General features: G+C 45.5%; 15 protein-coding genes and 1 tRNA gene. 6 read left to right on the forward strand and 10 right to left on the reverse strand.

Translation table 11 applies throughout. The features are described 5' to 3' along the window. Positions 1 to 45 precede the first annotated feature (45 nt). From AC1XTG_RS00575 to AC1XTG_RS00595, 5 genes are all read right to left on the reverse strand, one after another. Positions 46 to 909, reverse strand: a complete 864-nt coding sequence (locus AC1XTG_RS00575) for a sigma-70 family RNA polymerase sigma factor (protein ID WP_015810559.1) — start codon at positions 907 to 909, stop codon at positions 46 to 48. 66 nt (positions 910 to 975) lie between these two features. Further along, positions 976 to 3,117 carry a polyribonucleotide nucleotidyltransferase gene (gene pnp, locus AC1XTG_RS00580; protein WP_056288126.1) on the reverse strand — a complete coding sequence of 714 codons (2,142 nt, stop codon included), beginning with the start codon at positions 3,115 to 3,117 and terminating at the stop codon, positions 976 to 978. A 110-nt stretch (positions 3,118 to 3,227) separates the two neighbouring features. Beyond that, positions 3,228 to 3,503 (reverse strand): 30S ribosomal protein S15, encoded by a 276-nt coding sequence (gene rpsO / locus AC1XTG_RS00585; RefSeq protein ID WP_031527901.1) that lies wholly within the window; start codon positions 3,501 to 3,503, stop codon positions 3,228 to 3,230. 105 nt (positions 3,504 to 3,608) lie between these two features. Beyond that, positions 3,609 to 5,102, reverse strand: coding sequence for an LptF/LptG family permease (locus AC1XTG_RS00590; protein ID WP_484840607.1), 1,494 nt, complete (start codon positions 5,100 to 5,102; stop codon positions 3,609 to 3,611). Beyond that, positions 5,102 to 5,494 (reverse strand): START-like domain-containing protein, encoded by a 393-nt coding sequence (locus AC1XTG_RS00595; protein ID WP_031527903.1) that lies wholly within the window; start codon positions 5,492 to 5,494, stop codon positions 5,102 to 5,104. The genes AC1XTG_RS00590 and AC1XTG_RS00595 overlap by 1 nt, the downstream gene beginning before the upstream one ends. Before the next feature lie 199 nt (positions 5,495 to 5,693). Between AC1XTG_RS00595 and AC1XTG_RS00600 the strand changes: the two genes are divergently transcribed. The 4 genes from AC1XTG_RS00600 (at position 5,694) to AC1XTG_RS00615 (ending at position 8,727) form a co-directional block, all read left to right on the forward strand. Further along, positions 5,694 to 5,767 (forward strand) — tRNA-Met (locus tag AC1XTG_RS00600). 131 nt (positions 5,768 to 5,898) lie between these two features. Continuing rightward, positions 5,899 to 7,677 carry an ABC transporter ATP-binding protein gene (locus tag AC1XTG_RS00605; RefSeq protein WP_484840608.1) on the forward strand — a complete coding sequence of 593 codons (1,779 nt, stop codon included), beginning with the start codon at positions 5,899 to 5,901 and terminating at the stop codon, positions 7,675 to 7,677. Positions 7,678 to 7,765: 88 nt separating this feature from the next. Beyond that, positions 7,766 to 8,467, forward strand: a complete 702-nt coding sequence (locus AC1XTG_RS00610) for a 2OG-Fe(II) oxygenase (RefSeq protein ID WP_484840609.1) — start codon at positions 7,766 to 7,768, stop codon at positions 8,465 to 8,467. A 146-nt stretch (positions 8,468 to 8,613) separates the two neighbouring features. Further along, on the forward strand, positions 8,614 to 8,727 hold the full coding sequence (locus tag AC1XTG_RS00615) for an Ada metal-binding domain-containing protein (RefSeq protein ID WP_484840610.1): 114 nt from the start codon (positions 8,614 to 8,616) through the stop codon (positions 8,725 to 8,727). 2 nt (positions 8,728 to 8,729) lie between these two features. Here the strand turns inward: AC1XTG_RS00615 and AC1XTG_RS00620 are convergent, their stop codons facing one another. The 3 genes from AC1XTG_RS00620 to AC1XTG_RS00630 form a co-directional block, all read right to left on the reverse strand. Then, complete coding sequence (locus AC1XTG_RS00620; RefSeq protein WP_484840611.1) at positions 8,730 to 9,635, reverse strand: DNA-3-methyladenine glycosylase family protein; 906 nt, start codon at positions 9,633 to 9,635, stop codon at positions 8,730 to 8,732. Between the two features lie 54 nt (positions 9,636 to 9,689). Beyond that, the gene (gene holA / locus AC1XTG_RS00625; RefSeq protein WP_484840612.1) at positions 9,690 to 10,709 is read right to left on the reverse strand and encodes a DNA polymerase III subunit delta; all 1,020 of its coding nucleotides are present in this window, start codon (positions 10,707 to 10,709) and stop codon (positions 9,690 to 9,692) included. Between the two features lie 61 nt (positions 10,710 to 10,770). Beyond that, positions 10,771 to 11,376, reverse strand: a complete 606-nt coding sequence (locus AC1XTG_RS00630) for an acyl carrier protein phosphodiesterase (protein ID WP_484840613.1) — start codon at positions 11,374 to 11,376, stop codon at positions 10,771 to 10,773. Between the two features lie 96 nt (positions 11,377 to 11,472). Here AC1XTG_RS00630 and AC1XTG_RS00635 point away from each other — a divergent pair, with 96 nt between their 5' ends. Further along, entirely contained in the window at positions 11,473 to 11,988 is a 516-nt protein-coding gene (locus AC1XTG_RS00635; protein ID WP_484840614.1) for an FKBP-type peptidyl-prolyl cis-trans isomerase, read from the forward strand. Between the two features lie 98 nt (positions 11,989 to 12,086). On the opposite strand, the gene AC1XTG_RS00640 is transcribed toward AC1XTG_RS00635, so the two are convergent. Then, complete coding sequence (locus AC1XTG_RS00640; protein WP_484840615.1) at positions 12,087 to 12,563, reverse strand: deoxycytidylate deaminase; 477 nt, start codon at positions 12,561 to 12,563, stop codon at positions 12,087 to 12,089. 66 nt (positions 12,564 to 12,629) lie between these two features. Here AC1XTG_RS00640 and AC1XTG_RS00645 point away from each other — a divergent pair, with 66 nt between their 5' ends. Then, positions 12,630 to 13,715, forward strand: coding sequence for a DUF922 domain-containing protein (locus tag AC1XTG_RS00645; RefSeq protein ID WP_484840616.1), 1,086 nt, complete (start codon positions 12,630 to 12,632; stop codon positions 13,713 to 13,715). Positions 13,716 to 13,732: 17 nt separating this feature from the next. On the opposite strand, the gene AC1XTG_RS00650 is transcribed toward AC1XTG_RS00645, so the two are convergent. Then, a complete protein-coding gene (locus AC1XTG_RS00650; RefSeq protein ID WP_484840617.1) occupies positions 13,733 to 14,794 on the reverse strand; it encodes a hypothetical protein in 1,062 nt (353 codons plus the stop codon). Between the last annotated feature and the right edge of the window lie 19 nt (positions 14,795 to 14,813).

Here is a 14,813-nt window from a genome sequence, read left to right on the forward strand (position 1 = left end):
GCGGAGGCTATTTAAATAAATATTCACTAGGAATGGATCGAAAGCTTAACCAAGATAAGTTTTAAGTGCTTTGCTTCTTGATACATGGCGCAATCTTCTGATCGCTTTTTCTTTGATCTGGCGCACGCGCTCACGGGTAAGGTTAAACTTCTCCCCTATCTCTTCCAAAGTCATCGCATGCTCTCCATTTAAACCGAAATACAATGCAATAACGTCTGCTTCACGCTGTGTCAATGTGCAGAGTGCTCTCTGAACTTCCTTCCGCAAAGACTCATTTACAAGTCCCGAGTCAGGTTTGTCTTCGAGATCGTTTTCCAAAACATCCAGAAGGCTGTTTTCTTCACCCTGAACAAACGGTGCGTCCATTGATACGTGACGACCCGAAATTTTCATGGTATCTACGACCTCCGAAGATGATATTTCAAGAACTTCCGCAAGTTCTTCTGGCGAAGGCTCGCGCTCGAAACGCTGTTCCAGTTCAGAGAACGTTTTTGAAATCTTGTTCAGCGAGCCAACCCGGTTCAAAGGCAGACGAACAATACGGGACTGCTCGGCAAGCGCCTGAAGAATCGACTGACGGATCCACCAAACTGCGTATGAGATAAATTTAAAACCACGAGTCTCATCAAAACGCTGTGCAGCTTTGATAAGTCCTAAATTACCTTCGTTTATCAAGTCACCCAGAGATAGACCCTGGTTTTGGTATTGTTTTGCCACGGAAACAACGAACCTGAGGTTTGCTTTGGTCAATCTTTCCAAAGCCAGCTGGTCCCCGTCCCTGATCTTTTGCGCTAAGGTCACCTCCTCATCCGGCGTTAACAAATCTACCTTTCCGATCTCCTGCAAATATTTGTCTAACGACTGACTTTCACGGTTGGTGATTTGCTTACTGATCTTTAGCTGTCTCATCTATGTCTTTTATTAAGTATGTAATGTAACGACGTCAATACTGTCTCCAATTAAGGAAACACTATTTTATGCATTTTTGTTCTCTGGCTTTGGTAGCAACACTTTACGCGAAAGTCTGTATTTCCCCGTTTTCTTATCGATCTCTACCAATTTAACCTGGATCTCTTCTCCAACTTCCAGAACACCTTCCATTTGTTCAAGTCTTTCCCACTTGATCTCGGAAATGTGCAACAAACCGTCTTTACCAGGCAGGAACTCAACAAATGCGCCGAAAGGCATAATGGACTTCACTTTACCAGTATATACTTCTCCGATTTCCGGCACAAGGATAATTCCTTTAATACGTGCTACGGCCTTATCCATTGAAGTCTTGTCAGCTGAGAATATACTTACAAACCCTGCTCCATCCTTTTCTTCAATAGACACAGTAGCTCCGGATTCTTTCTGGATATCCTGAACAACCTTACCACCAGGCCCGATTACAGCGCCGATCATCTCACGATCAATTTTAATGACAACTGCGCGAGGTGTATGCGGTTTAAGGTCTGGACGACTTTCACGGATAGTCTTGTTCATTTCACCCAAAATGTGCAATCTGCCCGCTTTGGCTTGCATTAAAGCTTCTGTCAATACTTCAAATGAAAGACCATTTACCTTCATATCCATTTGACAAGCTGTGATACCAGCCTCTGTTCCTGTCACTTTAAAATCCATATCCCCCAGGTGATCTTCATCCCCAAGAATGTCAGAAAGAACAGCGTATTTACCGGTTGCTTCATCGGAGATAAGTCCCATTGCAATCCCTGATACAGGTGCCTTGATTTTCAAACCTGAATCCATTAACGCCAGTGAGCCTGCGCAAACGGTAGCCATAGACGAAGATCCGTTTGATTCAAGGATATCTGATACGATACGGATCGTGTAAGGATTGTCTTCAAGCTGTGGCAACACCTTTTTCAATGCACGTAATGCAAGATTTCCATGACCCACCTCGCGGCGACCAGGTCCACGGTTTGGTTTTACCTCACCTGTTGAAAATCCAGGGAAGTTGTAGTGCAGCATGAATTTGCTGTACCCATATTTCAAAGTGGTATCAACGATTTGCTCGTCATTCTTCGTACCCAAAGTAACGGTAGTCAGAGACTGTGTTTCACCTCTTGTGAACAGTGCAGAACCGTGTGCGTTCGGAAGAAAATCAACTTCTGACGCGATCGGTCTAACTTCGTCTAGACGGCGACCGTCCAGACGGATCCTTTCGTCCAGAACAAGGCGGCGTGATGCTTCCCAAACCAGGTCATTGAAGTAACGTTTCGCCAAACCTTCTTTGAACTCAGGCGATTCTTCTTCTGTGATTGTAGTTTTAAATTCTTCCCAAACTGCTTTAAATCCGTCTTTACGAACTTGCTTGTTGGTAGAACCTTGCTGCGTAACAGCATATATTTTGTCGTAAGCAAAAGAGCGAACACGCGCTTCCAGTTCTGCGTCAGCATCGTCACCTACGTATTCTCTCTTCTCCGTTTTACCGACAGCAGCTTCAAATTCTTTCAATGCAAGGCATTGTTCTTTGATAACAGCGTGGGCAACTTTCAATGCTTCGATAATTTCTTCCTCAGAAACTTCGCTCATTTCGCCCTCCACCATAGCGATATCGTTGTAAGTCGCGCCAACCATCAGGTCAAGTGTTGCTTTTTCAAGCTCAACTGATCCCGGGTTAACTACATACTGTCCGTCGATTTTAGCTACGCGTACCTCAGAAACTGGTCCGTTAAATGGAATATCAGAAGCCGCCAGTGCAGCAGATGCCGCCAATGCAGCAAGTGCGTCAGGCAATGCAGTTGGATCAGCAGAAATCAAAAGAATGTTAACCTGTACTTCTGCGTGATAGTCCTCCGGAAACAATGGACGAAGAACCCTGTCAACCAGGCGGCTGATCAGTACTTCGTGGTCAGATAGTTTTCCCTCGCGCCTCTGAAAGCTTCCCGGAATACGACCGGCAGAAGCGAATTTCTCCTGGTAATCAACCGATAATGGTAAAAAGTCCAAGCCTTCTCTAATATCTTTATTAGCCACAACTGTCGCCAGCAACATGGTGTTACCTAGTCTGACAACTACCGAACCGTCGGCTTGTTTTGCTAATTTTCCTGTTTCAATAGTGATTTCCCTGCCATCAGGTAAGGGTATAGTCTTGTTAACTATATTAAAAAGCATAGAATAGTGATTTTTGTAGCTTTGGAATGCCGTCCTGACCTTCCGATGATTTTTCTAATTCCGCAAAAAATCAGGGAACTTACATGTGATTGAAGTTCCCTGATTTTAAATTACTTACGTATGTTCAATTCGGCAATAATCGCACGGTAGCGGTTAATGTCCTTTTTGTAAAGATAGTCTAACAATCTTCTGCGCTTTCCTACCATTTTAAGCAAACCAAGACGCGTATCATTGTCTTTCTTGTGCGTCTTTAAGTGCTCATTCAAATAGTTGATGCGGTACGTAAATAAAGCAATTTGTGATTCAGCTGAGCCAGTGTCTCCGCTCTCTTTTTTAAAACCTTTCGATTCGAAGATCTCGCTCTTCTTTTCCGCGGTTAAATACATGATTGTAACAACAGATTAAATTGTATGAGAAGTATTTTACAGCACCTTGCCGTAAATAAGGTTGCAAAAGTACGATTTTACAGCGATTTAAAAAATATAATTTTACTATGATTGGATAAGCTGGCTTTTCCCAAATCTACTTGTCAGCCACGCTTTAATTCTCTTATACTGCATTTGATAAACATCCTTTTCAAATAACCGCGAGTCGCTTCTTGCCTTACTGATGAAATACAAACCCGCCAGCAGCAGCACAGTATTGGCCAGCCAGGCGCCCAGAGGCACTGCGAGCAACCCTTCTTTCACCCATTTGTCACCCTGATTAGTCAATACATATAAAAGTATAAAGAACAGGATTGATACTAATACCGGTACGCCAAATCCTCCCTTTTTGATGATAGCGCCCAACGGCGCACCGATTAAAAACATAATCAGGCAGGAAATTGCATTGGTATACTTGTGGTGTTTTTCCAATTCATAGCGGTTCGCATCTTTGAGCTTGGTTTGCAAATAATCGTACTGGGATTTGGTATAGCTTAGCATGCTGCCTGCGGCACCTTTTGCATTTTCCAGGATATCTTTTTTCAAACTGTCCGAAACCGGTTTTGCCAGTAAGGAATCAACCCACGCTCCTTTTTTCAAAGTCTTATCGGTCCCTTCGCGGTAATTGTAGGAATAATACTGCTGACTTCCGGGCACCAGGTTTTTACGCGTTTCTACATAAGAAGTACGCAGCGAATCTGCCGTTTTCGTCAGATCCGTTATATTTTTCATGAACTCGTGGTACTTGAACTGGCCTTCGTCCGTCCGCTTCATTCCAAACGACGCCAGACTTTCGGTAAGCCGGTAATGCTTGAATGAGTTGCGGCTGAAATTAGAGAAACCCCGCGTCATAGCTCCGCCCGAAGAAATGTACACCGGTCGCGAAGTCGACGAATTTGCTTCGTCCGTATACCTTGTTCCGTTGTAAAGCTCGATTACCAGGTATCGGTTATCATTAATGGAATACATTCTTCCTGAATCCGCAAGTATCACTTCGGTGTTGCCAAATTCGTAGGAACGGTTGCTGTGCTTGTAAATTACCATTCCTTTAAGCCTGCCGTTTTCCTCCTTCTTATCCACCTTAATACTATATCCCGGCAGATCATTATAGAAGATACCATCCTTGATTTTCAATGTAGCCTTGGTAGTCTTGATATCATATAAAAGACTATACCCCTTCAAATTGGCCCAGGGTGACACTCTGTCGTTGAAAAAGAAGGAAAATACGCTGATCCCGAACGTAACTATAAACAGCGGCAGCATTGCTCTTGTGACCGAAATACCTGCGCTCTTGATCGCGGTGAGCTCAAAAAATTCACCCAGGTTACCAAATGCCATCAACGAAGACAGCAATGTAGCCAGCGGCAGCGCCGTAGGAACCGTTATGAGACTAAAAAAGAAGAAAAGCTGCGCGTAATCCGTGATACCAAGGTCTTTTGACACAAAATCGTCAATGTAAAAAATCATGATCCGCATAAGGAACACGAATACAACAACCGACATTGTAATAATAAACGGCCCCCAAAAAGACATTAAAACAAGCTTATCCAGCTTTTTCATCAACTACCAACTATTTCTCTAAGATTATCAATAAAGCCTTCCCACAACGACGCAAGCTCGTCCTGGTCGCGGTTCGATGAATAGTCGATTACCCGCAGGAAAGTTGTCTGGGTTAACTCACTCACCTCTAATTTTAGTTCCAAATGGTTGTTGTCGAGATTATCGTCACTCGTGTTTTCAAAGTCAAAACGAACTGCTTTGTTAATACGGAGACCGGTTTGACGCGCAATATGGCTGTCGCCGTCCCATTGAAAATCGAAGCGGTGATCAGGGAGTACCGTCACTTTCTCGGCAAACCACTGTTCCAGTCCGGACGGGGTTGATATATATGGAAAAAGCACTTTGGGAGAGGAACGCAATTCAAACTCGGTAATAAATTTATATTTTTCCATATGAACTTCTATTAAAACGATACCCTTAACAGTTCCTGCCTTACTCGCTGATTTAAAAGTTGTAATATAGCATAAATCAGTTATAAAAGCCTGCAAACTTAAAATTGAATGAACCCGCCAGCAGATTTTCTCAATCAATTTTAGAAAAAACGAGTTGTGCCGTAAAAATATTTAACATACTTTTGCACCACAATAACCCGGCGGGGTAGCTCAGATGGTTAGAGCGTAGGATTCATAACCCTAAGGTCGGCAGTTCGATTCTGCTCCCCGCTACCCGATTTCAGACATCCCATTCCAGGATGTCTTTTTTATTGTTTCTGCATTTTAAGGCTTCGCAGAGAATTAAATTTTCCCGCTTTCAGTTTATCAGTCTAGGTAAATCACCTATTTCACCCTGCTACTGTATGAAATTACTATTACAATATCTCAGCCGCTACAAATGGCTGATATTGCTGGCTCTCCTGATGGCCGCAATCAACCAGGTTTTTTCGCTTCTTAACCCTTACATATTAGGTAACCTGCTCATCGACCCTTATGCGAACAAGGCTGCGCACTTCCGCAACAACGGGCTCAAAGATGAATTTTTCAAAGGCGTACTCACCGGCCTGCTGCTGATTATCGGTACTGCCATGGTCTCCCGCATTGCCAAAGCTTTCCAGGATTACCTGGTGAATGTGGTGATCCAGAAATTTGGCGCTAACCTGTATACGGACGGACTTCGCCATGCATTGCGGCTGCCTTTCCAGGATTTTGAAGACCAGCGAAGCGGGGAAACATTGTCAGTCCTGCAAAAAGTGCGGGCAGATTGTGAGAAGTTCATCATGAACTTTGTCAATGTACTCTTTACGACGCTGATCGGTATCGTGTTCGTTGTGATTGTCGCATTTAAGCTCAGTCCGATGCTGCCGCTGATCTACCTGGTAGGCTCCGTGGTACTCGCAATTCTGACAAGCATCCTCAGCCGCAGGATCAAAGCAATACAAAAGAACATTGTCTCCGAAACAACCGCCCTTGCCGGTTCCACAACCGAGTCATTAAGAAATATAGAACTTGTAAAAAGCCTCGGACTGACGCAACAGGAGATCAGCAGGCTGAATACTACTACTTTCAAGATCCTGAAACTGGAACTGAAAAAGGTAAAAAGCATTCGTTCAATCAGCTTTATACAAGGAACGTTCGTTAACTTTCTGCAGCAATGCATCATGTTCGCGCTGCTGTTCTTTGTCTTCCGCGACCAGATTACCGTGGGACAGATGATGATGATGCAGTTTTACTCCTTCTTCATTTTTGGCCCATTGCAAGAGTTAGGTAACGTAATCCTTTCGTATCGCGAGGCCGAAGCTTCGCTGAACAACCTGCAAACGCTTCTGGCCCGGCCCATTGAAAAGAAACCTTTGCTGCCGGAAAAGATCGGGGAAATTGAAGTTCTTGAATTCCAACAAGTCAAATTCCAGCACCAGTCAGCTACGCGGCCCGCATTGGAAAACATCTCATTCAGAGTGGAAAGAGGCGAAACGATTGCATTTGTTGGTCCGTCTGGCTCAGGTAAAACCACTTTGGTTAAGTTGCTGGTTGGACTATACCCCCCCATTGAAGGGAATGTTTATTATAACAACTTCAATGGAAACAGCATTGATTTTGATGAAATAAGGAACAAAATCGGCTTTGTAACGCAGGATACGCAGCTTTTCTCAGGTACTATCAAAGAAAACCTGCTCTTCGTCAACCCCGATGCGACGGATGAGATGATTAATGATGTGCTGCTCAAAGCTGCCTGCTATAACCTGCTTTCACGGGCTGAGAACGGTATTTACACCGTCATTGGTGAAGGTGGATTGAAGCTTTCAGGTGGCGAGCGGCAGCGACTGTCCATTGCGCGCGCATTGCTCCGTAACCCCAACCTCATCATTTTTGACGAAGCAACCTCGGCACTCGACTCGCTTACGGAAGAGGAGATATCCAATACAATCCGGACGATTACCGATCAGCGGCAACATATTACTGTGATGATCGCCCACCGCTTGTCAACTGTCATGCATGCAGATCGCATTTACGTACTTGAAAAAGGCCGGATTATCGAGGTGGGTACGCACAACTCGCTGCTGGACGAAAAAGGGCTGTACTATGCCATGTGGCGCCAGCAGATTGGCGAGCGGAAAGACGAGCAGGTGGTTTCAGTGTAGGTAAGGTTAAATCCCGCAAGTTTCAGGTTTTCCCTACTCTTTTCGCAGGATACATTTGTCAAACTTGATCCTGACAAATTATCCTGCAATGAGAGCAATACAGAACACGGAATGGCAAATTTTAACAAACAGCCTCAATAATAATGGCTACGCGCTGGTGAGGCAAGTCATTGATGCTGATGAATGTAGCCGGCTGATCAGCCAGTATGGAAACGCGGACCTATACCGCAAAACGGTCGTAATGGAACGTTACCGGTTCGGTTTAGGTGAATACAAATACTTCAACTATCCCCTGCCCGCATTGATTAGCGCACTGCGGGAAAACTATTATTCAAACCTTGTTCCAGTAGCGAACAACTGGATGCACCAGCTTGGAATTTCGCAGCATTACCCAAATGATTATGCGGAGTTCCTGGAACAATGCAGTGCTCACGGACAGGTAAAACCTACCGCATTGATCCTCAAATATGGCGAAGGCGGCCACAACACATTGCACCAGGATTTATACGGTGATGTATTCTTCCCCATTCAAATGGTCCTGTTTCTGAATCAGGCGGGACAGGATTATACCGGCGGAGAATTTGTACTTACGCAGCAAATCCCGAGAGCGCAATCAAAAGCAATCGTATTGCAACCCAATTTGGGAGATATACTCATTTTCACGACCAACTTCCGGCCGATAAACGGAACCAGGGGTTACTTCCGGGCCAATATGAAGCACGGCGTAAGCCAGGTGCATACGGGCAGCCGCTACACACTTGGAATTATTTTTCATGATGCATTGAGCTAGCTATGGTGTCGCACTCAGAAATCGGCCCGCTTTCTTTTAAGACCAGCCGGTTTCTTTTCGGGCTTATACAAAGAGACGAAATCAGATTCGCTGGAAATAGTAAGCTGCGTATCTATGGTTTGTTGAACTGCCACTCCGGCAGAAGAATGAAACAGCAAAACAGGATATTTTTCAGCTCCGAAGAAGAAGTCCGTGAAAACGGCTACCGGCCCTGCGCACATTGCATGCGCCAAGCGTACCTGCAATGGAAAAGGGTTTGATCTTATTGTTTAAAGGTCAGACTCCGCCATAGATAAAAAACGAGGTAGCTCTCCCAACCTTTGTACAGCGAGAAAAGCACAGCTATACGATCTGTTTCCTTCCTGTCACGGATAATGTCATGATTGGCCAATGCATTCAGCAGTCCGATATCGCCATGTGGAATACTTTCCGGTTCGCGCAGTGACTTCATCAATGCATAATTGGCGGTCCACACACCTATACCTTTATGAGCAGTAAGCGCCTTCATTTTCGAACTAAAATCGGGCAAAGCTTCCAGCATTTCGCGGCTCAGCGCCCCGGAGGCAAATGCTTTTGAGATACCGATCGTATAATCCGCTTTCTGGGTAGAGAATTGCATGGCCTTCAACTCCTCCATACTCACCGCCGCCAGAACTTCGGGATCCGGGAACACAAAATAGCTGCGACCTTCGTACGATATCCGCTTGCCAAACCGCTCCACAAGCGCGCGCTTTACCTTATATGCAAAAGATAGATTGATCTGTTGGCCGATAATCGACCAGCAAATTGTCTCATATAAGTTGGCAATGCTCACCAGTCGCAAACCTTTGAATGCTTCTGCCATGTAAGACAGCCGCGTATCTTTTTTCAACAGATCATAAAAAGGCTGGATTTGGGTATCCATATCAAACCATTCGCGGATATACCCGATTAAAAATGCTTCGCCCTCCTGATCCATTTCACCTTTCAGCAGCTCAACTTCCAGGAAGTTTCCATTTTCAACTATCCTGACGAGCACAAGCTGTACATTGATTTCCAGAGCTTTGTAAATGCTGTTATCGCGAATTTCATGCAGGCAGTCGTCGTAGTTGCGGTTTAAAAACCACATACATTCCTCGAAACTGAAAAGCGCAGGTGTGGGTATGAGTATGCTGTTTCCTTCTTCCATGATCGAAGATATGTCAATTGGAATATCGTTGAAAGCTGTTTCTTGCTATTTATCTCAATGCAGGATTTTGAAAACCAGCTCCCTCAGCAACTCGCCTTCCGATACCGTGACCCCGTCAAGTCCCTTCATCCTGCCGTCGCATTCACGGAGATAATGGATGATATTGGCCACTTTAGGCAGCGGATAATTCCGGCAGGCAAGCAGATAATCTTTAACAAAATACGGATTGACCCCCAACTCCGCCGCCAAGCCTTTTTCACTCTTATCGGGCGACTTGTGCGCCAGCAGCAGCTTGGAGTAAAAATTATATAAAATGATCAGAATGGGCGCCAGAGGGTTATCCTTTGTATTTGCCGAAAAGTGGTGGGCGATCTGGTTGGCCTTCATCACGTCACGCGACATCAGCGCTTTCTGAAACTCGAATACATTATATTCTTTACTGATACCCACAAAGCGCTCCACCGCACCCGCATCTATCCCCTCACCTACTTTCAGGTTAACCATCACCTTTCTGATCTCATTAGTCAGGCGCTTCAGATCGTTACCTATATTATCCACCAGCATCAACACCGCCTTCGGGCTGATCTTGACACCCTCCTGCTGGCAGAATGAAGAAACCCAATCAGGCAGCTTGTTATCGTACATTTTTTTTGATTGCACCACCGCGCCTTTCGCATGAATAGCCTTGATGTAGGCGCGGCGCTCATCGGCATTTGCTTGAAAGCAAAATACCAGCACGGTACTGGAAAGCGGATTTTGCGCGTAATCTTCCAGTCGCGCCAGCTGATCTTTCTGTTCGATCCCGCCCAGCTTGTTTGCGTCTTTAACCAAAACCAATTGCCGCTCCGACATAAATGGAAAGCGGCGCGCATAGCTCAGCACCCCGGCAACATCCGTATCCTTTCCGTAAAGCACAAACTGATTAAACCCTTTCTCTGACTCTGGAACAATCCGCTTTTCCAGCTCCTCAGCAATGGAATCAATATAATAAGGTTCATCGCCGTGCAGAAAATAGATCGGCAGGTATCTTTTATTTCGAATGTCTTTAAGAATGCTTTCAGGAGTATGCGCCATTTCCGATACCCGGTAACCCGGGCTATGTCAATTATGTGGATGCTTAATATTTAAAAGGAAGTCAGCGGGTTGCATTGTCTGTAATGAACGTCGCCGCACTAGCTTGGAGGTCGGGAAAGAACTTCAGGAATTTCTCGTAATAAAATGCCTCGTTCGCTTCCAGCTCCTTTGCTGCAAATTTAATGGGATGCAGGTAATCTGCGCGGCGGGAGAGCCTGTGAAATGTAGTGTTAATGCCTTCGAGCGTCGCGTAGCCGGTCAGCCAGTCCTGCCGGATCATTGACCGCACCATCGGAATCATACTTTCAGGGATCAGGTATTCGTTTTTTTCAATCTCCGAATATTTTCCGTGTACATACACTTGCAGCGATTCATAATGGTAATCCTCAAAATGCTTTGCAAGAAAATAATCGAAGTAAATATCCATGACAATCCCGGCGAGTTTCCCCTGCGTCAAGGCGGCGAGCTGTTTGGCGTCATGCACCTCGGAATGGGTATCTGTAAACGAATCAATGAAGCGGTGCAGCTTCAAACCAACTACGTACTCCGGGTTCCAATTTGCCGTTTTTTCGGGTGTCAGGCGCCCTTTTACAAAATCGCCCACATAATTTCCCATCATGATTCCTTCACTTTCACCTGACAGCAAAATATGGGCTAAAAAGTTCATAGCAATTACATTTTAACAAAAATCCCGTACGTTTGCCATCATTCCTATTATGGAACAATTCTTTTACAACAACATTCATTTTAATCAAACGAGCAAATGAAAGTCGAAAAAAATAACGTTGTCGCGTTGACATATAGCTTACAAATTCCTGACTCCGATGGAGAAATGGATGTTGTTGAGGTAGTTAGCGAAGACGATCCAATGTACTTAATCCAGGGCATCAGCGGGCTGCCCGAAGGATTCGAATCGCAGATCGAAGGTTTGTCAGCAGGTGACACTTTCGAGTTTACTGTTGAGCCCGAAGAAGGTTACGGCGAATACGACGAAGAAGCTATCGTAGAGCTTCCTAAGGCCGTTTTCCAAATGGAAGATGTAGATCAGGACGAGCTGCTTCAGATAGGTAACATTATCCCGATGACCAACGAAGACGGTGAGAGAATGCACGGCCAGGTGGTAGAGATCAAGGAAGATATCGTTCTCATGAACTTCAATCACCCATTGGCAGGTAAACAAATGCATTTCTCCGGCCAGATCCTTTCAGTACGCCCTGCAACTCCCGAGGAAATCAGCCACGGCCACGTGCACGGAGCAGGTGGTGTGCATCATCATTGATTCTTAAGGAGAATGGAGGAAAGGGAGAATGGAGGAAGGAAATATATCAGCTAGTCTTAGTTAATCTTTCCCTTTCTTCCCTCGTCCCTTTCTTCCCTTTACTCCGTCTTATACTGCTCCACTTCCACGCCGAATCTTTTCAGAAACTCTACGCCTTCTTCTATCGCTATTCCCTTGTATGCTGCGTAGGAATGCAGAAATATAACCTTCCGGATCTTCATTGTGTAAATCACCCTCGCACAGGCTATGCAGGGCGCCAGGGTTACGAAAAGTGTCGATCCCTCAATATTTGAACCGTTTTTGACTGCGAACAGGATCGCATTCTGTTCTGCGTGAAGGGCCAGCGAGCAGCTTCCTTTTGCGTCTCGCGGACAACCTACTCCCGGAAATTCTTCATCACAGTTGTGCGTTCCCGCCGGCGGTCCGTTGTATCCTATTGAAATAATCCTTGTGTCTTTTGTAAGCACCGCACCTACCTGGGCTTTGATGCAGTGGGAGCGCTTGGCAAGATTTTTTGCCAACTCCATGAAAATGTCATCAAATTCCGGCCGCAAATTCGTTGTAGGTAATGTCATTCGTTTTACTGTATTTTTTTACAAACTTAGATAAATGGCAGTTGGATTCAATATGGATTTAGGACTATGATCAGAGGGGTTTTGCAATATCTGTTATTATTCATTTTACCGCTTGCAGCTCATGCACAGCAGGATCGGGTTGTGTTGGCTTTATCTAAGGAGCCCGCGGCGCTGTTTAAATCTTACCAGTTTTTCATTCAGGAAGTAGAAGACAAACGCACAAACCCTGGGGCGGCGCTGGGCAAAGTGATTGCATTTGGAAAGGAAATCCCCGCTGCACTCCCGGGCAATGCGGAAAAAGAGCTGTTCAATTACTGGTCGTTTGCTGCGCCGAAAAAGGAACAGGCTTACCTCCCGCTTTACATTACTGTCAAGGATTTGTCGCTAAACGAAAAACGTGTCGGGCCCAATAAGGTGACCGGCGAGGTGAAGCTGAGTCTCAAATTCAGGTGGTACCGGGATATGCAGCCTGTGGAGCTGACAGGCTACCAAACCTCTGCAACTTACACGCGCCCCGAAACGAAATACGATTACGAAAAGCTGGTTAAACAGCTGCTGGATCAATCTCTCGTGCATTTTCAGAAATGGATGTCCAACAATGCCGGAAAAAATCCTGCGCTTGCCCGCAATTTGTTGCTGGTGTTCAAGGAGATCAATACTGCCGCAGACGATGACACCGTATTCTATTCTCCAAAAAGGCCGCTGATTTGGGACGATTTCAAAGTAAGAAGTGCGAAACCCGGCAGCCGTTATGCAGCGGCTGTTTTTACAAGCTTCGGCTACGAAGGTCGCTCCTATCCGAAAGGCAATGATCTGGTCGTTGAAATCGGTTTGAAAACGTTCATGGTAAAAAGCATGTCCTGGGGCCGGCCTGAATCGCGGAATGCAGGTACACTGCGCCACGAGCAGATCCACTTTGACATTACGCGACTGGTTGTAGAGAAATTCAAAGAGCGTCTCAGAAAAGCGGAGCTCACCATTGAAGATTACGACAGCGAGATCCAGTACCAGTTCCTGGAAGCATTCAGAGAAATGAACCGTGACCAGGAACAATACGACGGTGAAACGGGCCACGGGCTGAATGCTGGCGTTCAGGCTGCCTGGGACAAGAAAGTAGCAGCGCAAATCGCCGAACTGTATTCGGTACAGTGATCCCGGGAGTCGAAAATCTAGCGCCCGAGCCGAAGCCCGAAGGATACATAGCCAAGGTTTCCTTTCTTGTTGTTTGTAAATCCGGCACCTGCTCTGTCTGACCCCTCGACCAGCCTGGTTGTAAGCGGCACGTAGTCAGGATAGTAGACAACAAAAACTCCTATCCATTTGTATCCTATCTCCGCCACATAGCTGGGAGCGAATGTATGTTTCCTGGCAGTCACTTCATATCCGCCACCGCGTATAACAGGACCTTCACCGGCAGCTGTCGGCCCTGACGGATTATTAATGAGTATGGAGGAAGAATAAATGGAGGGACTTGCATTCGGGAAAAGCCGGTTATAGTTTAACCTGATCCCCAGATCCAGATAGAAAGTAGATAATCCATTCGCATTTTTGAGCGATATCTTGGGAGAGAGCTGGATATAAGTCTGAAAAGCATTAAAGTCAGATTGTAGAGGCGTGATCTTCTCAGCCTGCAACACCGCCTCTCCCCGTTCCTTCATCTCCGCAATATTTTCCGGTGGCACTGATTTTATGGAATTCCAGTGAAGGTACCTCTGAATATTGAGCCCCAAGCCGACCCCATATCGAAGTGCAAATGCGTAACGGTCACGGTCCAGCAATTTTGCATCATGCGCAACAGACAGGCTCGTTGTTAACAGATTTTCCATGACAATATCACTGGATAATCGTGCAGTCGGTTGGTTAAGCACTGACGTTGGCGGCTGGAAAAACGTATAACGGTTGGCATGGTAACCTGTTCCAACATGAAGGTTCAGGAAAGTATTTTTCCAATATTTCGAGCCCTCCGGTAATGCTGCATTCTTGCTTTCGAATGTGCTATTATCCAGCACAATGTGTTGCAATTGCGAAGTATCTCTCATGCTTTGCTTTTGGTTCAAATCTTTTAGAATCAGATTTAAATCCAGTTGTTCGAGCTTTTTCAAATCCTGCGGCGACTTCCCGTAAAAGATTACTTTACTACTATTGCCGACGCGCAAAATGATGGTGTCAGGCAATGCATTAGCGGGGGACAAATTCAACATTGTCCCAAGGAGAAAAATAATCGTGTTCATAATTAGAAAATGAAGCTTG

This window comes from Dyadobacter sp. HNCC25DJ183 (genome assembly GCF_056895175.1).